Origin of the sequence: Rhizocola hellebori, assembly GCF_016862955.1 — a bacterium.
Lineage (GTDB): Bacteria > Actinomycetota > Actinomycetes > Mycobacteriales > Micromonosporaceae > Rhizocola > Rhizocola hellebori.
Genome location: NZ_BONY01000015.1, coordinates 146,264 through 166,560 on the forward strand (window position 1 = coordinate 146,264; position 20,297 = coordinate 166,560).

Below are 20,297 nucleotides of genomic sequence, written 5' to 3' on the forward strand. Positions count from 1 at the left end.
GCCGGACGGCCCGTGGCGTTGCCGACATCCGGCACTGACCGGCGATGCCCTGGCGGCGGATCGTGGACCTATGCCAGCACAGGAGAAGTCCATCAAGCAGGTGTTGCGGGATGCGGCGGTCGCCGCGACCGCGGCGCCATCGATATTCAACACCCAGCCTTGGCGCTGGCAGGCCGACGGCACCACGTTGCGGCTGTGGGCCGACCGCGAGCGCCAGCTGATGGTCGCCGACCCGGATGGGCGGCTGCTCACCATCAGCTGCGGGGTCGCCCTGCACCACGCGCGCCTGGCGCTTGCCGCGTCCGGTCATGAGGTGTCGGCAAAGCGGCTGCCCGACCCGGCCGATCCCGATCTGCTCGCCACCATCGAGCTGGCCGGCGCCCACCAGCCCACGGCGCAGCAGCTCCGGCTGCACGCTGCGATCGCCCGCCGCCGTACCGACCGGCGGGCCTTCGGCCCCGAACCGGTGCCGGCGGAGATCGCTCACGAATTGGTTGACGCGGCCGAAGCCCAAGGAGCCCACCTGCACTTGGTGCGGCGCGCCGACATCGCCCGGCTGGCCTTCGCCGCCGCCCAGGCCGCAGCGCTTCAGCTGGCGGATTCGGACTATCGCAAGGAGCTCATCCGCTGGACACACCGGCCGACGTGGAGCGGTGACGGTGTGCCGACCGCGACCGCGGTGCAGGCCGCGCCGCGCGCGGTGCCTGTCCGTGACTTCGCACCCTTCGGCGGTCCGTCGATGTCAGCCGGGCCGCAGACCGACAACGGGGCCCTCTACGCGGTGGTGTTCACCGACGAAGACTCACCGGCGAGCTGGCTGCGCTCCGGCGAAGCGCTCTCCGCGGCCCTGCTCACCGCGACCGCCCACGGGCTGGGCACCGCGCCGATGAGCGATGTCACCGAGCTGACCGTCACCCGGGAACGGCTGCGGCACCTGCTTTCCGACATCGGCGTGCCGCAGCTGGCCGTGCGCATCGGCCATGCCCCGGCGGGCGAGCCGCCGCCGGTCCCGCGGCGCGCCCACGACCAGATCATCTATCCCTGACCTCACAGGCCGAGATAGATCTTCCGCACCCGGGCATCGTGGGTCAGGTCCGCCGACCGCCCGGACATCGCCACCTGACCGTTCTCCATGACCAGACAGGTGCTGGTCGCCTCGAAGGTGAGTTTGGCGTTCTGCTCGACCAGCAGCATGCTCAACCCCTGGCCCTTGAGCCGTTGCAGGACACCGAGAATCGTCTCCACCAAGATCGGGGAAAGGCCCATCGACGGTTCGTCGAGCAACAGCAGTTTGGGCTGAGACATGAGCGCGCGCCCGATGGCCAGCATCTGCTGCTGGCCGCCGGAAAGTGCGCCCGCCAGCCGGTCCTTCATCTCACCCAGCACCGGGAACAGCTCGTACACATCGGCCAGGCCAGCTCTGGTCTTGGCGTCCCAGGGCCGCGCATACGCGCCCAACAGCAGGTTCTTCTCCACCGACAGCCCGGAGAATACATGCCTTCCCTCGGGTACGTAGCCAATGCCGTGGCGCACCATATCCCTGGCCTTGACCCGGCTGAGGTCCACGTCACCGAAGCGCATCGACGACACCCGCCGGGGGACGAGTCCCATCAACGCCTTCAGCGCGGAGGACTTGCCCGCGCCGTTGGCGCCGATCACCCCGACCGACTCCCCGGCGGGCACGGTGAACCCGATGCCGTTGACGGCGCAGACGCCTCCATAGTGGACAGTCAGGTCGCTGACGCTGAACTCGAGTCCTTGCGTCATCGTGCCGCCTCCGTCTCGACGATCTCGGGTACGTCCTCGGACATGGCCGAGTCGCCCAGGTACGCCTCCACCACCTGTGGCGCGCGGGCAACCTCGGCCGGGGTGCCGTCGGCGATGACCCGCCCGCTGGCGAGGACGGTCACCCGTTCGCAAAGCGACATCACGAGCCCCATGTTGTGTTCGATGATGACGACGGTGACTCCGCTCGCCCGGATCGATCGCACGATCTCACTGAGCTGCCTCACCTCCTCGCCGTTGAGGCCGGCCGCGGGTTCGTCCAGCAGCAGCAGGGACGGCCGCCGCGCCATGGCCCGCGCGATCTCGACCCGGCGCTGCGTGCCGTAGGGCAACTCGCCGGGCGCCGAGTCGGCGAAGTCCGTCAGCCCAAATCGTTGCAGCAGCTCGTCGGCCTCGGCACGCAGGCTCTGGTCGTGACGCCAGACCCCGGCCTGCCACAGCACGTAACGCCAGTTGCTCAGAATCGAGGTCTGGTCGAGCGCCACCAGAAGGTTGTCGCGGACAGAGAGCAGTGCGAAGAGCCGCAGATTCTGGAACGTGCGGGCAATACCCTTGCGGGCCAGCACATGCGGGCTGGCCGCGGTCATGTCCTTGTCCGCCAGGTAGACCCGGCCGGCCGTGGGCCTATACAGGCCACTGACCACATTGAACAGTGTGGTCTTGCCCGAGCCGTTCGGGCCGACGATTCCCCTGATCTCTCCGGCGTTGACGGTCATCGAGATTTCCTGCAGCGCCTTGAGACCGCGGAAGTGCATGCTCACCTCGTCGATCCGCAGGATGGGCTCTGCGGCCGGCCGCGGCGTCTCGGCATAGGGCAGGAACGGACCCAGCTTGGGCACGGGCCCGGTATCGCCGGGCAGCCAGCCGACCCGGCGCAACAGTCCCCGTATTCGCTTGGGCAGCCCGGCCAGGCCGGTGGGGGCGAACACCACGGTCAGCACCACCACCGACCCGTAGGCCACCTGTGCGTAGGTGGGGTAGTCGACCAGAACCTCCCGCAGCAGGGACAGCGCCACCGCTCCGACCACGCAGCCGATCAGGCTCTGCCGCCCACCGATGATCACCATGGCGAGCAACAGGAACATGTTGGCGATGCTGAACGATTCGGGTGCCACATAACGGATCAGCCCGGCGTAGAGCACCCCGGCGAGGCCGCCGTAGATGCTGGAGAGGAAGAACGCGGTCATCCGCAGTTGCGGCACCTCGACCCCCACCGCGCCTGCGGCGAGTGAGTCGTCACGCATCGCCCGCATCTTGCGCCCCAGCGGCGTGTGCACCACGAACAGGCCGAAGGCCAGCGCGAGCAGGAACACCACGAGCTCGAGATAGTAGAAGAAATAGGCGTTGTGAAGGTCGATGCCGGGCAGCTCCGGGGCGGGGATGCCGGAAATGCCCTCGGCCCCACCGGCGATGTGGGCGTTGGTGACCCAGTTGGTCAGGGCGAGCGCCAGGCCGAGCGTGACGATGCCGAGATAGTGCGATTGCATGCGCAGCGCCGGAGTGCCGACCAGCAGGCCGATCGTGGCCGCGATGAGCATGGCCAGCGCGGCGGCGGTCCAGAACCCGAAACCGGCCCGGGTGGTCAGGATGGCCGTTCCGTAGGCGGCTGCGCCGAAAAACGCGATCTGCGCCAGGTTGATCTGTCCGGCGACCCCCATCACCAGACCGAGGCCGATCGCGAGAATGGCGAACACGATGATGACGTTCGCGACGTGGATCATGTACGAGTCGAGTTGGTAGGGCAGGTACCAGGCAAACGCCACGAGCGCCGCAATGCCAGCGATGCGGTATTTCATGCCCGGTTCACCGTCCTTTCGCCAAAGATGCCGGTCGGCCGGATCATGATGATCATCGTGAAGACCAGGAAGGTGACCAGATCGGAGTAGCCCTGGAACCACCCTCCGGCGAAGGAGTCCAGCACCCCGATCGCGATGCCGCCGACGATCGCCCCGGGGATGCTGCCGAACCCGCCCAGGATGGCGCCGGCGAAACCTTTGATGCCAAGCATTCCGCCCATGGACGGGTTCACGTAGAGGAGCGGGCCGACCAGTCCACCGGCCAGGGCGGCCAGGGCCGCGCCGAGCATGAAGGCGATCGCGTTGCTGCGACCCACGTGGATGCCCACGGCGGTGGCCGCCTCGTGGTCCATGGCGACCGCCTGCATCGCCGCGCCGCGCTTGGTTCGCTGCAGGAAATAGACCAGAAGCAGGGTGGCAGCCGTGGTAATAGCGAGCACCACCAGGTCGTAGGTCCGGATCCGCAGCCCGAATATTTGCACGGGCGCGACCGCGACCGGGTTGGGAACCGCGCGCCCTGTCGCGCCCCAGATGATGATCGCCACCGCTTCGAGCACGATGCCAAAGCCGATCGTGCCGATCAGCATCAGGTCGAAGTCCTTGTTCTCCAACGGCCGCAGCACGCGCTCGATGAACACGCCGATGAGCCCGGTCAGGCCGAGCGCGATGACCATCGCCACCGCGAAGGGCAGCTTGACGGAGAGGTAGAACGTCGACGCGATGTATGCCCCGATCATCACCACGTTTCCGTGTGAGAAGTTGACCAGGCCCATCGTGCGGAACACGAGCGAGAACCCCATGGCCACGAGCGCGTAGATGGCGCCGAGGCTCACCCCGCCGATGAACGTTTGAAGGAATACCTGCATGGCGCTCCCTGTGCAGACAAAGTCGTGGACCGAAACGGCCATCGCAGGCCAGGTGCTTGGCCCGCGATGACCGCCTTTTCCTGTCGGCTAGGCCGACACCAATTTCCCGTTCTTGATCAGCCCGATCGTGGTGGCAAAGATACCCACGCCGGTGTCGTCGAAGGCAAAGTTGCCCAGCAGCCCGGCGTGCTTAGTGCCCCGGATCGCGGTGGCCAATGCCTCACCGGTCGCGCCTTTGTTGTTCTTCAGAGCTGTGAAGAGGATCTGCGCGCCGTCGTAGGCCTTCGCCCCGTGCAGTTCGGCGTCCTCGTTGAACTTGGCTTTGTATGCGGCGGCGAACTTCTTCGTGGCGTCGTTGATGTCGTTGCTCAGATAGGGCGAGCTGACGATGCTGCCCTCGGCGTTGGCCACGCCGGCCGTGTCGACGAAGACCGGGGTGCCCTGCGGTGCCGCCCCGGCGAACGGAACTGTCAGGCCGAGGTCGCGGGCCTGCTTGACGATCAGACCGGATTGCACCTCTTCAGCTCCGATGAAGACCACCTGAGGGTTCTTCTGGCGAATCGTGGTCAGCGCTGCGCTGAAGTCCTTTTGATCCGTGGTCACGACCTGGTCGTCGAGCGGTGTCACGCCTCGGCTGGAGAGCGCCTTGAGGAAGGCGTCGTGCTCGCCTTTTCCGTACCCACCATTGTTGGTAATCATGGCAATGCTCTTGATTCCCTTGGTGTCCACAATGTACTTGGCCAGGGTCTCGTCATAGGTGGTACTGGTGGGGCCGTTGAGGAACAGGAAGGGGCTCTTCACCGCGACCAGACCGGGGGACTGGCCGGACGTGATGTTCGGGATCTTGCTCTCTTTCAGGATCGGCGCCATGGCAATGGTTACCGCGCTTTCGGCAGTGCCGAGCATGGCGATGTAACCTTCGGCGGCAATCTTGCGCGCCAGGTTGGTGCCGACCGTCGGGTCGCCCTGGTCGTCGAAGATGCCGAGCTCGATCTGCCGGCCGTTGATGCCCCCAGCCGCATTCCATTCATCCATCGCCAGCCGAACGCCTTTGAGCTCCCAGGCGCCGAGCGAGCTGAGCTGTCCGCTCTGGGCATCCACGAGCGCGATCTTGATCGGGCCTTCGGTGTTCTGTTTGTTGTTGTTGTCGCTGCCAGGTGCGGCGCAAGCCACGAGCACGACCGGTGTGGCGAGCGCCAGGAACAGGACGGCGGCACGCCGTCGCACGGACGAGAACATGAACACATCACCTCTGGAGTCGGGAGGAACGGGGTGGAGGTGCGATTAACTGTGGACCACTGTGTGGTACTACTAGACCGCTGTATGGACTGGCTGTAACGTACGGGCGTCCGCTCGTTCTGGCAATAGGTCGAGTCCAGAACGTTACGGTTGGGTAAAAGACCGCTCTGACCAGGCAAGAGAGCCCGGGGGAGAGGTTAGCGCTGGATTTACGCGTGCGGCTCATCCCTGCCTCGCCTAAGTCGTCGAAGGACTGGTCAGGGAGTGGAAGTGCCGGTGCATGCGCTCGGCGTCGGGCGCGAGTCCGGTGATCAGACGGAACGCTTCAGCCGCTTGGGCTACCACCATCCCGCCCCCGTCGAGGGTGCGGCAGCCGATCTCGCGCGCCTGCCGAAGCAACTGCGTCTCAAGCGGGCGGTAGACGATGTCGGCCACCCACATCCGCGGATGCAGCAAGGCGGCGGGCAAGGGCGTTACACGTTCCCCGCTCATTCCGACCGGCGTGGCATTGACCAGACCGTCGGCCCCCGCCAATCGATCGAGCACGTCCTGGACCGTGTGCGCCACCTCGATCGTGACGCGGGCCGAGTCGTCGGCGATCGAATTCTGCACCACGGCAGCGAGCCGTTCGGCTCGTTCCCTCATCACGTCCACCACCGTGAGGTGGCGCGCGCCCAGTCGTACCAACGCGAAAGCCACCGCGGTCCCGGCTCCGCCGGCGCCCAGCAGCACCACATCACGGACGGCGACATCGGGCAGGCCACGCTGAAACCCGGTGAGGAAGCCGGACCAATCGGTGTTGTGCCCGATGGCCCGCTCGCCGTCGAACACCACGGTGTTCACCGCGCCCAGCTCTGCGGCTTCTGGGGACAGCTCGTCGAGGTACTTCACGACGGTCTGCTTGCAGGGGTGGGTGATGTTCAGGCCGGCGAAGCCGAAGCGCCGCGCCTGGGACACCAGATCGCCGACATCCTCGGCGCCGAGGCCGAGCACGTCGAGGTCGATCAGCTGGTACAGGTAGCGCACTCCCAGCTCGTCGGCTTCCTGCTCGTGCAGCGGCGGGCTCAGCGAAGGCCCCAGGTCGGAACCGATGAGCCCCACCACGAAACGCCGTCGGTGCGCCACCAGACCTCCCGAATTTGTTATACGAACTGGTACGTTAGTTAGCCACTTGGCGGCGTCAGAAGTCAAGGGTCGTGAGACCCTCTTGAGATGCCCGCACCATCTGGAGTCCGGAGGATTTGATGACTGCGATCGGTGTCGAGCCGACGGCTGAACGAGTTAGGGATGCAGGCCGCACCCGCACCGAGATTCTCGATGTGGCCACCGCGGAATTCGCCGCGCACGGCTACCACGGCGCGAAGGTCGACGAGATAGCAGCCTTGACCCGGACCACCAAACGAATGATCTATTACTACTTCGGTGGCAAGAAACAGCTCTACATCGCGGTGCTGGAACGCGCGTATGCGCGCATCCGCACGGCCGAACAGCAGGTCAACGTCGACCACATGGACCCGATGACGGCTGTGCGCCGCATCGCCGAGGTGACCTTCGACCACCACGAGGCGCATCCGGAATTCATCCGCCTGGTCAGCATCGAGAACGTGCACAACGCCGAACACGTCAAGGAGCTGACGACCGTCGTCGATCTCGGTACCCCGGTCATCAGGCTCCTCGAGGAACTACTCGACCGAGGCCGCAGCACCGGGCTGTTCCGCTCCGGCATCGACGCCATCGACGTGCACATGATGATCAGCGCCTTCTGCTGTTTCCGTGTCTCCAACCGGCACACCTTCGGCGCGATCTTCGGCCGCGATCTGGTCGACCCCGAACGGCACCACTACTACCGAACGATGTGCGGCGACATGATTGCGCGCTACCTCGCCGGCGACGCCGCGCTCGGCTGATGGCAGACCGCCTCAATATTGTTGCCGTCGGGGTCGTAAACGAACGCACCGTAATAGTTCGGGTGATACATGGGCCGCGGCCCGGGCGCGCCGTTGTCCTTCCCGCCCGCCGCCACCGCCGCCGCGTGGAACGCGTCCACCAAAGCGCGGCTCTGAGCCGAAAACGCCACGTGGACCCGCTGGGACGGCTCACGCGTCGCCACAAAGAACCACGGCTTGTCACCGTCGCCAAATCCGAGGTAGCCCGGCAGGTCAAGCATGACCCTTACCCCCAGCGGCGCCAGCGCCTGCTCATAGAACGCGCGACTTGCGGCAATGTCCTCAACACCAAGCACCACGTGATCGATCACGAGACAAGGATGCAGCATCGTCAGCCGATGTGGAACCTCAGCAGACGTGTCGTGTCTCTGCCGAGCACAGGAAGGGCTTGGTCGATGAGCTTCGCCAGCTCTCCGAATTGATGGGGTGCCGGACCGCGGTAGGCGGTCGCAGCATCGCTGTCCAGCCAGAAGCCGATATCTGAACGCGCGGCGTTGCGCAGGCGATCGTCTTCATCCTGGATCAGGCGCAGGTTGGTGATGAGCCGCTGCCATACGTCGCCGGCGACCAACAGCCGATACCCGGCAAACCTTATGTGCCAAGGGTTATCGGGGTCGAGCATAGTGTTCAGCAGGGCCGGGTCAAGAGTTGCCGCATGCTGGCGTAGCGCAAAAACGGCCTGCCGGGTCACTCCTCCAAATTCATCATTCAGCAGTGGTACCAATGCTTGCACCCGAATGACACCAAGGCGGCGCATGGCGCGGATGGCCTCCACCCGTGCGGCCGGGCGAGGGTCGGCCAGGCTTGGCGTCAGCAGGTCGGCGTCCTCGGCGGCGCCGGTCTCGCCGAGCCCCGCGAGCGCCCCCGGTCGCGGCGGTGACATGGCCACGAGCTGCCGGTAGGCGGCGGCCAGGTCGACGCCGGCGCGCCGCAGCGCCCCTTGGGCTGTCTCGCGAACCAGGGGATGCCGGTCAGCCAACGCCGCCTCGGTCTCGGCCAGGTGACCGCGGGCCGCCAGCGCGGTGAGCGCCTCGGCTCTTACCACGGCGCTGTGGCTGGAAAATAAAGCGCGCAGAACCGGCAGGTCTGGGGTAGCCAGCATCGCCGCCCGCGCGCACATGATGCGAATTGGAAGGTCCGCATCGTTGACCGCCGCGCGCATCAGGCGATCGGGGCTCAACCGGCCGGCTGCTGTCGCGGCGCGATAAGCGGCTCGCCTGGTCCGGCGGTCGGCCGCCGTCAACAGCGGCTCCAGGTGCTGGGCTGGCACATCTTGCAGCAATAGTTCGACCCTGGCGACCAGCCAGCCGCCCGCACGCCGTGCCTGCAGGGCGAAGGCCATCGCGGTCAAGCTGGTCAAGGCTGGGCCGCTCGGAGGTGACGGCCAGCCCTCGATCACGCCACGCGCCGCCGTTCTCACCTCGGACACCCAGTCGCAGGCGCGAATCGCCAGCACGGCCGCTGTCGCCGGATGTATCGGACCTGCCATCCGGATGACCGCGGCCTCGCGCAGCCGCCCGTCGGGGTGACAAGCGGCGACGAGTAACCGCAACACCTCCGGCTCGCCGTGGGCCAGATCGGGCACCGCCCACAGCTGATTTCGCAAGGCCTCGTCGATAGCGAGCCACCGGCTCGCCGCCAGCTCGGCGAGGGCCTCGGCGACCTCGGCCCGCAGGCTGATGTCGCCGTCGCGAGAAACCGACAGCAGTGCGGCGGCGATCTCGGCGGCGGCTCTGGTGGGGCGGGCCGCGCTGAGCGCACCCAGCAGCGCCTCGGGACTCATCGGATCCCGAACCGAGACGGAGGTGGCACCGCGTAGCCACCGCCGTAGCCGCTTGCCCAGCGAGACCATCAGCTGAGGATGCCGCACAAATAGGGGCAGGCCAAACGGTTTTTGACGAAATAGATGCACATCACTATAATCTGATACTGAACATCATGGATATGCATTCGGGGGGACCAGACTCGAAAGGATCAGCCATGCAAGCGAATCCAGCCCTGTGGTCGCGCGCAATGGTCGCGCTCGGAGCCGCAGCGCTCGTCACCATGCTTGCCGTCGACGTGCCAGCCGTCGCCAACCAGGACGACGAGAAGCAGCACAGCGCTCACGACCAGGGCAAGCACCAGGATACGTTCGTGCCGCGGACCAGGCAGCAGGTGGCCTTCCACGATGACATGCGCAAGCTCTGGGAGGACCACGTCACCTGGACCCGCTTGGCGATTGTGACTTTCGCGGACGGCGCGGCCGGATTCGACGCGACCGCCGCTCGGCTGCTGGCCAACCAGGCCGACATCGGCAACGCCATCAAGCGATTCTACGGTGGCGCCGCGGGCCAGCAGCTTACCGCGTTGCTGCGCGAACACATCCTCACCGCGGTCGAGTTGCTCCAGGCGGCCAAGGCCGGGGACACCCCGGCGTTTGAGGCGGCTCGGATTCGCTGGTATGCCAACGCAAACGAGATCTCCGACTTCCTCTCCGCGGCCAATCCCCGGTGGTGGCCGCGGGACACCATGCGAGCGGCCATGCGGGCGCACCTCGATCAGACTCTGGCCGAAGCGGCGCATGAAATCGGCGGGGACCACGCTGCCAGCGTCGCCGACTACGAGCCCATCCACGCGCATATTCTGATGATGGCCGATCTGCTCAGCTCCGGGATTATGCGCCAATTCCCGCACCTGTTCCACTAACCTCGGGCAGACAAGCCTTGTAGCGCAGGCTCAGTGGATGCCGCCTGCGCTACGCTGCTTGGGCGTGAGGCCCTATGACTCAACCGTGGTGATGGCCGCCTTCGTGGTGGCTGTGTGAGTGCGCTCGAATCCCTTTGATTTCAGACATTGTCAGCTCGGTAACCTGTCCACCGTGGACGGTGATCACCGTGTAGGGTGACCCGTCATGGTTCCACACGGTGTATTCGCCGGCCGGTACGGTCGGAAACACCGCCGCGTAGGCCATCACCACCTCTCGGTTGCGCCGCGGATGCACCACGTTGTGCGAGCGATGCGCGGTCGGGTCAACGCCGGGGCTGATCTCGATTTCTTCCTCGGCGAATTCGGGGCCGGTGGTGATGACCAGGGCTCCGACGGTGCCGCCGATGTCCAGGAGCAAACTGTCCATGGCGGTCACTTCGATGGCGTGCTGAAGCCGTCGCTCGGCGTGCCGAGGTACGGGAACCGGTTGAGGTAGGGCACATCCAGGTCGTCGGGGGTGACCCCGTCATCGACCTGTGCGGCCGCGCCGTCCGGGGTGAACGTCTTGTCCACCAGGGCGTAGGTCGCCCCGGCGATCGCCCGCAGCTCGATGGCGACCACGTCGTCGAAAACCCTGCGGCCGTTCGGGAAACCGGCGAGGTCGCCGCCGAGCAGGCCGTAGATGCTGGGCTTGGCCGACGGCTTGATGGCGGTGTTGAGCCGCATCAGGTCGGCCTGCACCTTGCCGGTGAAGTTCTGGAAACCGGGGATGAGACCCGAAGGAATTCCGGTGAGCAGAATGGCGAGCAGGTCAGCCCGATCCTTGCCGGACTTGTTCAGCGCGTCCAGATTGGGGAAGACACCGGGGAACAGAACTGGCAACAACTGGGCGACCTCGGGCTTGGCAACGTACTTCGCGAAACGCGAGTCGCCTTCCGGGGACTGGGTGTTCCAGAAGTCCTTCTGCCCCATGGGAACGACCACCTCGTTGAACAGTGGGTTCGCCAGCCTCGACACCTGCCGGAACGGCCCGGTGCTCCAGGTGTTGTGGAGCTGGCTGTCGAGCATGCGCACGCGCTGACGGCTCGCACTGGTCCACACGCCGATGGTGGCGCGCGGGTCGTTGACGTTGCTGCCGGTCCAGCCGTCGCGGGTCAGGTCGCCGATCGGCACCTGCAGCGCGATGGTGTGCACGTTGAGATCCTTGGTCGCGTTGACCCCCGGACCCGACTTGGGCGCACTGGGCAGGCCGAATTTGATGTGCAGGTCGGCGAAGGGGCGCGGGTTCAGCAGGTCGAAGACCGCACCGAGATCGACGTAGAAGCCCTCGGCCCGCTGGCCGCAGAACACCCGCCGGTTACCGCCCAGGTCCCTGATGGCCGCCGTGGCAAGTGACGCGTAGTTGGGGGTGGACAGGGGGCCGATGTTGCAAGGCGGGCAGGGCAGGCGCTTGCCAAGCGTGTCCGGGCGTTTGCCTTTGACATCGCGGGTCACCGTGTAGAACTGCCGGCGGTTCCAATTCGCCGAGTCGAGCGACTGGATCGGGCCGGTGTTGTAGAGGAAGGTGTTGGGGTTGCGCACGTCGGTGGTGAACCGGAAGTCGTAGCGGACGTCCTCCTTGCCATCGCCGTCGTTGTCGATGTGGATCGAGTAGAGCACGTCGTCACCGAACTCGTAGAAGTTCGGGCCGCCAGCCGGAGACTGCAGCGGAACATAGTTCGCGATGAGCGTGACAGTGTCCGGCTTGTCGGGGCTCACGAAGGCGTAGACGTCGGTGGAGTCGGCAACCGGATCCTTCGAGATTTCCGGCGCTTCACGATGCGAAGACATTAGCTATCTACCTCACTGGGAATGGGTTGGGAGTCACGCCGCGACAGCGGCGGCAGTGGCGAGCTTCGCCGCGAAATTGGTGTCGACGATCTCGACCTTGACGTCGCCGAAGAAGACGTCGAAGTGACCGGCACGCGCGTCCCGCAGATGCACCATCACCGGCACCTTCGGGTTGTCTTCGGGCGCGCTCAGCAGGCCGCCTTCGGTGAGTTGCGTGGTGACCAGTGCGCCCGCTGCGCCGGCCGCGACAAGTCCGGCCCCGGTCAGGAGGGCCCGCCGGCGGGAGAAGCCGCGCGGGTGTTGAGCATCAGTCATTTCAGACTCCTTCGTCGTGGGTTGCGGCAGGTATTCGGCCGCACTTCCCACTCGGATTGCCCGCTCGCGCAAGATTTTCAAGGACCGGCCACCGGGTAACAGTCCGGTCACGATCCGGCTCGCGCTCCCATCCGAAATCGCCGTGCCCCGAATCTGTCGCGGAACTCAGATCGGAGGGAGTCGATACATGAGTTATCCCACCCGAAAGTTGCCGCCCGCGCTCGTAGCGCTGGTGGCGATGGTGGCGGCGATGGCAGGAATCGCCGCTGCATCGGCAACCGCGTGGGGCCGCCCAGGTTTCTCGGCCATGCCGGGATCCGCGTTTCCCGAGCCACCGGTGACGGCGCCGCCGCCAACACCTGCGGAACCCACGCAGTCACCGGATCCTTCAGAGTCACCGGATCCTTCAGAGTCACCGGATCCATCACAGTCGCCCGAACCGGACCCGACGGTGTGTCCGGTGGAAAGCGCCAGCGCTTTCCGCGCCATCGCCTATCGCCTGGCCGCGGAAAAGCCTTGTGTGCGGCACTACGTTCCGTTCCGCGGATTCAACGCCGCAGTCCAGCCGGAGCCCACGAAGCTGACCGTCTACATCACGGCCAACAATCCAAAATGCACGGTGAAGTCGATCGGCTGGGTGTTCGACGAGCTCTTCGACGCGCAGCCGCGAGGCAGTCAGCCCACCGACAACGCCGACCCGAACAGAGGAGGGAAAGGCCGCGTCTTCATCTTCGACCACGCGAACGCCAACCCTAAGACGTTCACGGTCAAGATAACCCTCACGGTGACCTACACCTGCCCCGACGAGAACGGCAAGGACACGGATTATCAGTTCACCTGGTCGTTCTTCTGGGTGGTCACCGCGAACGGCAACACCTTCCGCCCGACGAGCGACTAGCAGGAAAGAAAGGCGAGACAATGCTTTTGCGGGTACGCAACACACTGATCGCCGTGGTGACGCTGACCGGGTTGACGGCCGGCATCACCGTTGCCGCATCGGCTTTGGCCACCGGCCCCACCGCGGCTCCGGCGTGGGTGGCCTCGGCAACGCCGTCGGGCGAACCGGAACCCACCCCTTCCAGCGATCCCATCCCTTCGGCCGAGCCGACTCCGACTCCGTCAGCCGAGCCGACCGAGCCGGTGCCCACCCCCACCGAGACCTCTTGTCCGGCGCCACCCGACACCGCGATCCGGTTGGTGGGCCTTGCCAAAGCGGCGCCGTGCGCCAGTGAATACGACATCAGTGACGGCTTCAAGGCGACGGTCACCCCGGAGGACAAGAAGCTGACCATCCGTATCTTCAGTCGCAACAACACCTGTCAGGTCGACAAGATCACGTGGGTGTTTCTCGTGGGCCAGAAGCCCGATGCCGCCACCATCAATGACAACCCCGATCCGGCGCAGGGCAAGGGCCACAGCTGGGTCTTCGATCACACCAAGGTGAAAGATGGGGTGGCCGTGAAGATCAGGCTAAGGGTCAGTTACACCTGCAACGGAACCAAGGGCGAATTCACGTGGACCTTCCTGTGGAACACCACAGGTGACGTCAACGTGTTCTCCCCGCAAGGCGCATAAAACGGTTGCTGCCCGGGACGATTGTCTCGGGCAGCGCTGTGTCCCTATGCGCCTGCGTCGGCGCTCAGCAAAGCCTTGCCGATCTCGGACTGGCAAACCTCGGCCGAATAAGCCATGAGCGCTCCCGCCTGGGCATCGCGAAAGTGGCGCTGGATCGGGGAGGTCTTCAGGTAGCCCGAGCCGCCTCCGATCTTGACTCCCAGCGCCGCCGCGTCCTTGGCCACCTCGTTGGCGAGCAGCTTGGCCTCCAGCGAGCTCGGGTTGACCAGCGGCGACCGTTGATCGGCCAGCCACGCGGTCTGCGCCGCCAGCAGGGTCGCCGCCCTGAGCCGCACATGTTCGCCGGCGGCCGCGAACTGCACCCATTGCATGGCGGCCAGCGGCTGCCCGGTGGTCGGAATGACCCGGCCGCACGCATGCTCCCGCAATGCCTCCAGCGCCGCCTCGGCGACACCGATGGAGAGGAAGGGCAACCCGATCGGAATCGGATTCGGCTCCTCCGAGCGTTTGGTGCAGCGGCGTGCCTGCGGTAGCAGCGTCGAATCGAAGGTGATCAGCTGGCTGCGCGTGGCCCGCAGGCCTACGCTGTCCCAGACCGGCAACAGTTTGACCGTGTCGTCCGGGCTGACGCCGAAGAACGCGGGGACGTCATCGACGAGCGCGTTGACCAGCAGGTAGTCCGCGATCTCGCAGCCGGAGACGAATCTCTTCGCCCCGTCGAGCACGAAACCGCCCTCCACCGGACGGGCCACTTGAAGCGGTACCAGAAACAGGTTGCCGCCCGTCGGCTCCGACAGCGCGTTCGCGAAGCGCTTGCCGGCGGCCAGCTCCCGGGCGAAGAAACCGGCGTTCTCCTCCTCGCTCAGGTGCACCAGCCCGTAGGCCGCGCCCAGGTGCATCAGCCAGATCGTGGCGGTGGACGGGCAAGCTCGGGCCACGATGGTCAGCACGCGGCCGAAGCTGAGCCAGGACAGCCCTTGTCCGCCATAGCTTTGCGGCAGCCATGCCGTGTCGAAGCCCGCCTCGTGCAGCCGGCGCAGGTTGTCCACCGGCAGCTGCGCCGTCTCGTCCAGCTCGGCTGCGTGCTGGGCGAAGTCCACGGCCAGCTCGGTGGCACGTGCGATCCAGGGCATCTCGGAAGCGGGCGGGTCCAAGGGAAACGGCGAAGCGATCGGCATCCCCCGATCTAACCAAACGCGGCGGCACGGCGTGGGCCGTGCCGCCGCGGGTCACACGAGCGCGGCGAACGGGTTACCAGATGTAGCCGTAGCCACCGAGGATGACCTCCATGGTCCACATGTCAAGCCACGAGTAGGCGGGCACGCTGCTCCAAACCGTGGTGGCCGGGTCGGCGTACCAGACCTGGCTGGGGCTGGTGTTGTAACCGCCGATGGCGATCCAGTGCCCGATCTCCTGGCTCACCGGGTGGCCGACCAGATGCGGGCCGTAGGGCACCTCCCAGGCGAGGCCCGCGATGGGCGAGCTGACGCCGACATCGGCCACCAGGCGGTTGTAGAAGTCCTGCTGCTGGGCGGCGCTGGGTGGGTCGCTCATCCAGACCATGCCGTAGAAGTTCCACCCGAAGTCTGGTACCCCGACAAAATGGTTGAGGCCGTTGGTTTGCGCGGTTGCCCCGGTGCCGCCTGCCGCCGGGGTGCCCATGTAGTTGGCGGCGTCCCACTGGTTGAGGTTGTAGGGGCTGGAGCCGGGCACGGTCGCGGAGAAGATCGAGACCACCGCTGGTCCGCAGAAGTAGTTGGTGACCTGCCCGTAGTGGTACATCCAGGAGATCTGCCCGGAGGCCATGGTCGATCGGCCGGCACAGCTCACCTGCTGCCCTTTGATCTCCCCTTTGGCGAACATCTCCTCCTTGCGGGCGGCGTGCGCCGCCGACTCGGCGAGCTCGGCGGCCGTGGGCTTGGCGAAAAGCTCGTGGGTGGACTTGTACTGCGACACCGCCGCCACGACCTCGGGGGTGAGGGTCGCGGTCGCGGCGTTGCGGCCGGCCTGAAGTTGTTCGGGCCTAAGGACATTGGCGCATACATCCTTGTCGGCGCCGCCGGCCGAGGCGGGTGCGGCGCTGCCGAAGATGACGGTCGAGCCGGCGAGGACGCAGACGGCGACCGAGGCGAATGTGGATCTCACAAGGCGTCTCATGTCGCGATTGTGCGGTAAAGACAGTGATGCATATACATTTCTTGCAGTCTCGATCGGGCGGTGCAAGAACCCGGCGACGGCGCGGGGGCAGCCTGTCCAGCGGTGTCCAACGCTGGCCAACATCCGGCGCCGATCGGGGGCTCACAGCGCATTATGACCATCGTTTCTTCCCGCCAGGAGGTCTGTCACATGTCGATGTCGCCGCGCCGCCTCGCCGTGGTCTTTATGGCTGTCGTGCTGGCGGTGTTGCCGGTTCCGGCCTCGGCGAGGCTGGCGCAATTCGGCACGATCTCCGGGTTGTTCGCCGGCCCGGCGGGCATGGTGGCCAACGTCAGGGTGGTGGCCAACTCGCTGACCAACCCGTTCGACTCCGTCGTCACCAGGACCAATCGTTCCGGGAGCTTCACCCTGCGACCCGCGGTGGGCAGGTACAAAGTGTCGTTCCAGCCGCCGCCCACGCTGCTGGACCAATGGGCGACCGGCAAGGAGTCGGAGTGGGCCGCGGACGTCATCACGGTGGAGGCCGACAAGGAGGTCGTGCTGGAGGAGAAGGCGCTGCCCACCGGCCGCGTCGAGGGCCGCCTGCTGGATGCCGCGGGCCGGCCTGTCGCTTTCGCCGGGGTGGCGATCGAGAATCCGAGCCTTGACCGCTTCTTCCAGGCCACCACGGACGCGGACGGCCGATGGTTCCAGACTGTGCGACCGGGCACCTACGCGGTCCGGTTCGACACCTCGAACCAGGCGCAGTGGGCTCACGGCAAGGCAACCCCCGAGGCGGCCGATCCGATCACCGTCCTGGCCGACAAGACCACGATCGTCGACGACAAGCTGGCTCAGACGGGTTCGCTGTCGGTGCGGGGGATGGATGCCCGGTCCGGGGCGCCGGTCACGAGCTTCTGCGTCGACGCTCACACCGACTTCAAGATTGTCTTCGCCTGTACCGACAACGGCGTCGCCGAGCTCACCGAGCTCGGCGCCGGCACCTACACCGTGAAGGTGACCGACGGCGAGCATCTCGACACCTCGACGCCGGGGGTGCTGGTCACCGCCGGCAACGCCGCGACGGTCACGGCCCGGATGCACCAGGGCGCGACGATCGCGGTGACGGTGACCGATGCCGCGACCGGTGAGCCGGTGGGCGGGATCTGCCTGAGCGGCAAGCCCGCCGACCGCGCCACGGAATACGGCGGGTTCGTCGGCGACTGCGCGGACTTCTCGGGCAAGCTCACCCTCACCCGGGTGGTGCCCGATCGCTACGTCTTCTTCGCCTCGGCCTTCGACGGCCAGCACGGCTCGCAATGGGTTGGCCCGCAAGGAGGTGTAGGCGCCCAGACCCAGGCGGCGGTGGTGACCGCGATCGAGGGCGAAACGACCGCCCTCGCGATCCGGCTGGATGGCCAGGGAACGATCGCGGGTGTCATCACCGACGAGGCCACCGGCGAGCCGGCTGGCAACGTGGAGATCCTGGCCGGTAACTCCGGTGGGACCAGCGAGCCCGATGGAAGCTATGAGCTGCCTGGACTTGGGCCCTACGAGTGGGTGGTGTCCTTTGCCGGGCAGTGGTCCGGCGGGGGTGCGAACCGGTTCGCCGCGATTCCGGTTCCGGTGCGCGAGAACTCCACGACGCCGTACAACGTGAAGCTGCAGAAGAAAACCACCCTCACCGGGCGGATCACGGGGCCGGCCGGGCAGCCGCCAAGCTTCGCCGAGCTCAGCGTGGTCAATGCCAAGTCCTTCGACATCATGGGCCGCCCAACTGTCGAAGCCGACGGCACCTACTCCGTCGGCCTCCTCGGCCCGCAGGACGTGAAGATACACATCATCGCCGCGGCGGGCGATCGCTTCGTCGTCATGTGGTACCCGAACGCGGCCGGCTTTGCCGACGGCCAGGCCGTGTCCATTCCCGACAGCGGCAGCGCGGTGGTCGACATCCCCATCCGTTAATGGGCTTCGGGGTATTGAAACGGCGTCGTATCGTCGACGAGTGGACCTCACCCCGCTGCTTGACCAGCTGCGACCCTCGGAGCTAGCCCTGCGCGACGCAGTGCGTTCCCTGATGACGGCCGAGATCGTGCTGGACATGGCTTGCCTGGACTATGGCGAGAAGGCGGAGGAGCACCGGTTCGCGATCGAAGAGCTGCTGGTGGTCCACCATTTGCCGGAGCAGCTGCCGTGGCCGCCGCGCGAGGTGCTCGAGCTGGCGAGCTACCACCGCTGCGAGTCGGAAGCCGAGCACATCGCTCGGCTCCTCGCCTGCTTGGTGCTCATCCGGGCCGACTACCCGCAGCAACCGGCCGCGACCACGGCCGCACTGGTGGAATCGGCGCTGGAGCTGGGTCCCGAAACGACCGAGGAGGCGATGCGCTACCTGGCCTGGTGCAGGTTGCATGAGCCCGGCGGCTGGCGCGACGACCTTGCCGCCCGGCCGTTCCTGACCCTCGGCGTGCTGCTGACCTATCTGTCGGCACCGGTGGACCGAGACCCGGAAGTGGTGTCCGGATTGGAGCGCGCATGCGTGGCGGAGGTGCGGGCGGCGCTTGCCGAGGACCATCCGTGGTGGCCGGACCAGCCGCCGCGGAAGCTGTTCAGGAAGACGGCAGGCGGCGATGGCATGCGCAAGTGGCGGGCCATGGCCAGCCGGTGCCTGATCGATGGCGAGCAGGACGAGCGCGCGACGCTGCGTCAATGGTTCAGCGTTGCCTGATGCCGCGCGCTGCTATGAAGCCGTCCAGGTGCCGGTGACGAAGACGCCGTCGGCCGTGAACGGATAGGCATTCGGGGTGCAGCCATTAAGCGCGATCGTCTGCGTCTGCATCACCGGGGCGAGCCGGCCCGAACCCGGGCACAGCATGTGGTCGAAACCGAGATAGTGCCCCATCTCGTGGTCGATCACCATGTGCCGGTAGGCGGGGACGTCGATGGGAAACCCGGTCGCGCCGTTCAGCCAGCGCCGCAGGTTGATCATTAGGGTGGTGCCGAAGCGGCAGGAGTAGACGCCGCGGGTGCTGACGCCGGCCGCGCCACACAGGCGATCGACGGTGTCCGGCGTGGCCAGGCGCACCCGCACGCTGTAGTCGTCACCGCTGACCCGCTGGAACGCCCACGACGCGGCGGTCATGTGCTCGTCGGAGTTGGTGATCGGCGACTCGGCCGAGCGGGTCCAGCCCCGCGGATTGGCGATGATCTGATCCACCGTGGAGGCGAAACCCGATGGGGCCCAAGGGGTATGGGCGAGCCAATCGATGCCCTCCTCGACCTCCACCCGGTACTTGACCAGGGTCAGGCCGGTGCCCACCACCTCGGTGCCACCCTCCGCGATGGCGAAGGTCCCCGCGCCGTGCGTTGGCACACCGTCGTTGGTCGGCGCGGTCGTGGGAGTGGCCGGGATGTCGCCGCCGGCCGGCACCGGCTTCTTCAGCGTGGTGCTCGGCTTCGGGCTCGGCTTGCGCGACGGGCTCGGCGACGGCACGGCGCTCGTCGGCGGTGGCGTCGGTGACGCGACGACCGTCTCCGCGCGGGTGGGCGACTGACTTAGCGCCTGCGGTGGCTGCACGGGTGGCTTGGTGCACGCGACAAGCGCGGTCGCACAGGCGAGCGCGACCGACAGGACCATGACACGAGGGGACATGTTGGGACCTCCGAGGGACCCGAGCAGTCTAGAGCCTCACGTTTCGGGTCCTGTTGATTCCAGTACTTCATCTGATACAGTACTGAACGTGCCCGACAAATTTGACAGCGATACCTTTCTGGCGAGCGACGCGTTCGCCGCAGACCTTTTGCGTGGGCATACCGACACGATCGTGTTGGCGGTGCTGAGCCGGGGCGAGAGCTACGGCTTCGAGATCTTCAAAACGATCCGGGAGGCCACCGGCGGCGCCTACGAAATCAAGGAGGCGACGCTCTACGCGAGCTACCGCCGCCTGCTCAAGGACGGCCTGGTCGAGGGCTACTGGGGCGACGAGACACAGGGTGGGCGCCGCAAGTACTACCGCATCACCGATGCGGGGCGGGCTGTCTACCGCGACAACGTACAGGCCTGGGAGATCACCCGCGGCCTCATCGACTCTCTGCTCGATCTCGGCAAGTCCGCCGGCACGGGC

The 20,297-nt window shown here is 66.5% G+C and carries 21 protein-coding genes; 8 read left to right on the forward strand and 13 right to left on the reverse strand.

Going from position 1 to position 20,297, the window contains the following annotated elements; translation table 11 throughout:
• Positions 1-70: 70 nt before the first annotated feature.
• A complete protein-coding gene (locus tag Rhe02_RS14935) occupies positions 71-1,045 on the forward strand; it encodes an Acg family FMN-binding oxidoreductase (RefSeq protein WP_203908806.1) in 975 nt (324 codons plus the stop codon).
• 2 nt (positions 1,046-1,047) lie between these two features.
• Here Rhe02_RS14935 and Rhe02_RS14940 read toward each other — a convergent pair whose 3' ends face one another.
• From Rhe02_RS14940 to Rhe02_RS14960, 5 genes are all read right to left on the reverse strand, one after another.
• Positions 1,048-1,767: an ABC transporter ATP-binding protein gene (locus Rhe02_RS14940; RefSeq protein ID WP_203908807.1), complete on the reverse strand. Its 720-nt coding sequence runs from the start codon at positions 1,765-1,767 to the stop codon at positions 1,048-1,050.
• Positions 1,764-3,581 carry a branched-chain amino acid ABC transporter ATP-binding protein/permease gene (locus Rhe02_RS14945; protein ID WP_203908808.1) on the reverse strand — a complete coding sequence of 606 codons (1,818 nt, stop codon included), beginning with the start codon at positions 3,579-3,581 and terminating at the stop codon, positions 1,764-1,766. The genes Rhe02_RS14940 and Rhe02_RS14945 overlap by 4 nt, the downstream gene beginning before the upstream one ends.
• Complete coding sequence (locus Rhe02_RS14950; protein ID WP_203908809.1) at positions 3,578-4,447, reverse strand: branched-chain amino acid ABC transporter permease; 870 nt, start codon at positions 4,445-4,447, stop codon at positions 3,578-3,580. The genes Rhe02_RS14945 and Rhe02_RS14950 overlap by 4 nt, the downstream gene beginning before the upstream one ends.
• Positions 4,448-4,534: 87 nt before the next feature.
• Positions 4,535-5,686 carry an ABC transporter substrate-binding protein gene (locus Rhe02_RS14955; RefSeq protein ID WP_203908810.1) on the reverse strand — a complete coding sequence of 384 codons (1,152 nt, stop codon included), beginning with the start codon at positions 5,684-5,686 and terminating at the stop codon, positions 4,535-4,537.
• A 237-nt stretch (positions 5,687-5,923) separates the two neighbouring features.
• A complete protein-coding gene (locus Rhe02_RS14960; RefSeq protein WP_203908811.1) occupies positions 5,924-6,811 on the reverse strand; it encodes a shikimate dehydrogenase in 888 nt (295 codons plus the stop codon).
• A gap of 119 nt (positions 6,812-6,930) precedes the next feature.
• Between Rhe02_RS14960 and Rhe02_RS14965 the strand changes: the two genes are divergently transcribed.
• Positions 6,931-7,593 carry a TetR/AcrR family transcriptional regulator gene (locus Rhe02_RS14965; protein WP_203908812.1) on the forward strand — a complete coding sequence of 221 codons (663 nt, stop codon included), beginning with the start codon at positions 6,931-6,933 and terminating at the stop codon, positions 7,591-7,593.
• Here Rhe02_RS14965 and Rhe02_RS14970 read toward each other — a convergent pair.
• The gene (locus tag Rhe02_RS14970) at positions 7,563-7,943 is read right to left on the reverse strand and encodes a VOC family protein (RefSeq protein ID WP_203908813.1); all 381 of its coding nucleotides are present in this window, start codon (positions 7,941-7,943) and stop codon (positions 7,563-7,565) included. The two genes, Rhe02_RS14965 and Rhe02_RS14970, sit on opposite strands and share 31 nt — an antisense overlap.
• 20 nt (positions 7,944-7,963) lie before the next feature.
• Positions 7,964-9,484, reverse strand: coding sequence for a HEAT repeat domain-containing protein (locus Rhe02_RS14975; RefSeq protein ID WP_203908814.1), 1,521 nt, complete (start codon positions 9,482-9,484; stop codon positions 7,964-7,966).
• A gap of 128 nt (positions 9,485-9,612) precedes the next feature.
• On the opposite strand from Rhe02_RS14975, the gene Rhe02_RS14980 reads away from it, so the two are divergent.
• Positions 9,613-10,320 (forward strand): hypothetical protein, encoded by a 708-nt coding sequence (locus Rhe02_RS14980; RefSeq protein ID WP_203908815.1) that lies wholly within the window; start codon positions 9,613-9,615, stop codon positions 10,318-10,320.
• A gap of 79 nt (positions 10,321-10,399) precedes the next feature.
• On the opposite strand, the gene Rhe02_RS14985 is transcribed toward Rhe02_RS14980, so the two are convergent.
• From Rhe02_RS14985 to Rhe02_RS14995, 3 genes are read right to left on the reverse strand one after another with little or no spacing between them, the layout of a single operon-like run.
• Positions 10,400-10,747 carry a phospholipase gene (locus Rhe02_RS14985; protein ID WP_203908816.1) on the reverse strand — a complete coding sequence of 116 codons (348 nt, stop codon included), beginning with the start codon at positions 10,745-10,747 and terminating at the stop codon, positions 10,400-10,402.
• Positions 10,748-10,752: 5 nt separating this feature from the next.
• Complete coding sequence (locus Rhe02_RS14990) at positions 10,753-12,150, reverse strand: DUF4331 domain-containing protein (RefSeq protein WP_203908817.1); 1,398 nt, start codon at positions 12,148-12,150, stop codon at positions 10,753-10,755.
• Between the two features lie 33 nt (positions 12,151-12,183).
• Entirely contained in the window at positions 12,184-12,465 is a 282-nt protein-coding gene (locus tag Rhe02_RS14995) for a hypothetical protein (RefSeq protein WP_203908818.1), read from the reverse strand.
• Positions 12,466-12,652: 187 nt separating this feature from the next.
• Between Rhe02_RS14995 and Rhe02_RS15000 the strand changes: the two genes are divergently transcribed.
• A complete protein-coding gene (locus Rhe02_RS15000; RefSeq protein ID WP_203908819.1) occupies positions 12,653-13,363 on the forward strand; it encodes a hypothetical protein in 711 nt (236 codons plus the stop codon).
• Between the two features lie 20 nt (positions 13,364-13,383).
• Entirely contained in the window at positions 13,384-14,040 is a 657-nt protein-coding gene (locus tag Rhe02_RS15005; RefSeq protein ID WP_203908820.1) for a hypothetical protein, read from the forward strand.
• A 44-nt stretch (positions 14,041-14,084) separates the two neighbouring features.
• Here the strand turns inward: Rhe02_RS15005 and Rhe02_RS15010 are convergent, their stop codons facing one another.
• Complete coding sequence (locus Rhe02_RS15010; RefSeq protein ID WP_203908821.1) at positions 14,085-15,218, reverse strand: acyl-CoA dehydrogenase family protein; 1,134 nt, start codon at positions 15,216-15,218, stop codon at positions 14,085-14,087.
• 73 nt (positions 15,219-15,291) lie between these two features.
• Positions 15,292-16,197, reverse strand: coding sequence for a C39 family peptidase (locus tag Rhe02_RS15015; protein ID WP_203908822.1), 906 nt, complete (start codon positions 16,195-16,197; stop codon positions 15,292-15,294).
• Positions 16,198-16,386: 189 nt separating this feature from the next.
• Between Rhe02_RS15015 and Rhe02_RS15020 the strand changes: the two genes are divergently transcribed.
• Positions 16,387-18,141 carry a carboxypeptidase regulatory-like domain-containing protein gene (locus tag Rhe02_RS15020; RefSeq protein ID WP_203908823.1) on the forward strand — a complete coding sequence of 585 codons (1,755 nt, stop codon included), beginning with the start codon at positions 16,387-16,389 and terminating at the stop codon, positions 18,139-18,141.
• A gap of 40 nt (positions 18,142-18,181) precedes the next feature.
• Complete coding sequence (locus Rhe02_RS15025; protein WP_203908824.1) at positions 18,182-18,901, forward strand: hypothetical protein; 720 nt, start codon at positions 18,182-18,184, stop codon at positions 18,899-18,901.
• A gap of 12 nt (positions 18,902-18,913) precedes the next feature.
• On the opposite strand, the gene Rhe02_RS15030 is transcribed toward Rhe02_RS15025, so the two are convergent.
• Complete coding sequence (locus Rhe02_RS15030; RefSeq protein WP_203908825.1) at positions 18,914-19,825, reverse strand: DUF3152 domain-containing protein; 912 nt, start codon at positions 19,823-19,825, stop codon at positions 18,914-18,916.
• Positions 19,826-19,913: 88 nt separating this feature from the next.
• Here Rhe02_RS15030 and Rhe02_RS15035 point away from each other — a divergent pair.
• A partial coding sequence (locus Rhe02_RS15035) for a PadR family transcriptional regulator (protein WP_239123833.1) occupies positions 19,914-20,297 on the forward strand: 384 nt, incomplete at its 3' end.

Bases quoted from the DNA above. Each gene is read 5' to 3' on its own strand.
- Rhe02_RS14935 (WP_203908806.1), top strand. From the start codon at position 71: ATGCCAGCACAGGAGAAGTCCATCAAGCAGGTGTTGCGGGATGCGGCG.
- Rhe02_RS14940 (WP_203908807.1), bottom strand. From the start codon at position 1,767: ATGACGCAAGGACTCGAGTTCAGCGTCAGCGACCTGACTGTCCACTAT.
- Rhe02_RS14945 (WP_203908808.1), bottom strand. From the start codon at position 3,581: ATGAAATACCGCATCGCTGGCATTGCGGCGCTCGTGGCGTTTGCCTGG.
- Rhe02_RS14950 (WP_203908809.1), bottom strand. From the start codon at position 4,447: ATGCAGGTATTCCTTCAAACGTTCATCGGCGGGGTGAGCCTCGGCGCC.
- Rhe02_RS14955 (WP_203908810.1), bottom strand. From the start codon at position 5,686: ATGTTCTCGTCCGTGCGACGGCGTGCCGCCGTCCTGTTCCTGGCGCTC.
- Rhe02_RS14965 (WP_203908812.1), top strand. From the start codon at position 6,931: ATGACTGCGATCGGTGTCGAGCCGACGGCTGAACGAGTTAGGGATGCA.
- Rhe02_RS14975 (WP_203908814.1), bottom strand. From the start codon at position 9,484: ATGGTCTCGCTGGGCAAGCGGCTACGGCGGTGGCTACGCGGTGCCACC.
- Rhe02_RS14980 (WP_203908815.1), top strand. From the start codon at position 9,613: ATGCAAGCGAATCCAGCCCTGTGGTCGCGCGCAATGGTCGCGCTCGGA.
- Rhe02_RS14985 (WP_203908816.1), bottom strand. From the start codon at position 10,747: ATGGACAGTTTGCTCCTGGACATCGGCGGCACCGTCGGAGCCCTGGTC.
- Rhe02_RS14990 (WP_203908817.1), bottom strand. From the start codon at position 12,150: ATGTCTTCGCATCGTGAAGCGCCGGAAATCTCGAAGGATCCGGTTGCC.
- Rhe02_RS14995 (WP_203908818.1), bottom strand. From the start codon at position 12,465: ATGACTGATGCTCAACACCCGCGCGGCTTCTCCCGCCGGCGGGCCCTC.
- Rhe02_RS15000 (WP_203908819.1), top strand. From the start codon at position 12,653: ATGAGTTATCCCACCCGAAAGTTGCCGCCCGCGCTCGTAGCGCTGGTG.
- Rhe02_RS15005 (WP_203908820.1), top strand. From the start codon at position 13,384: ATGCTTTTGCGGGTACGCAACACACTGATCGCCGTGGTGACGCTGACC.
- Rhe02_RS15010 (WP_203908821.1), bottom strand. From the start codon at position 15,218: ATGCCGATCGCTTCGCCGTTTCCCTTGGACCCGCCCGCTTCCGAGATG.
- Rhe02_RS15015 (WP_203908822.1), bottom strand. From the start codon at position 16,197: ATGAGACGCCTTGTGAGATCCACATTCGCCTCGGTCGCCGTCTGCGTC.
- Rhe02_RS15020 (WP_203908823.1), top strand. From the start codon at position 16,387: ATGTCGATGTCGCCGCGCCGCCTCGCCGTGGTCTTTATGGCTGTCGTG.
- Rhe02_RS15030 (WP_203908825.1), bottom strand. From the start codon at position 19,825: ATGTCCCCTCGTGTCATGGTCCTGTCGGTCGCGCTCGCCTGTGCGACC.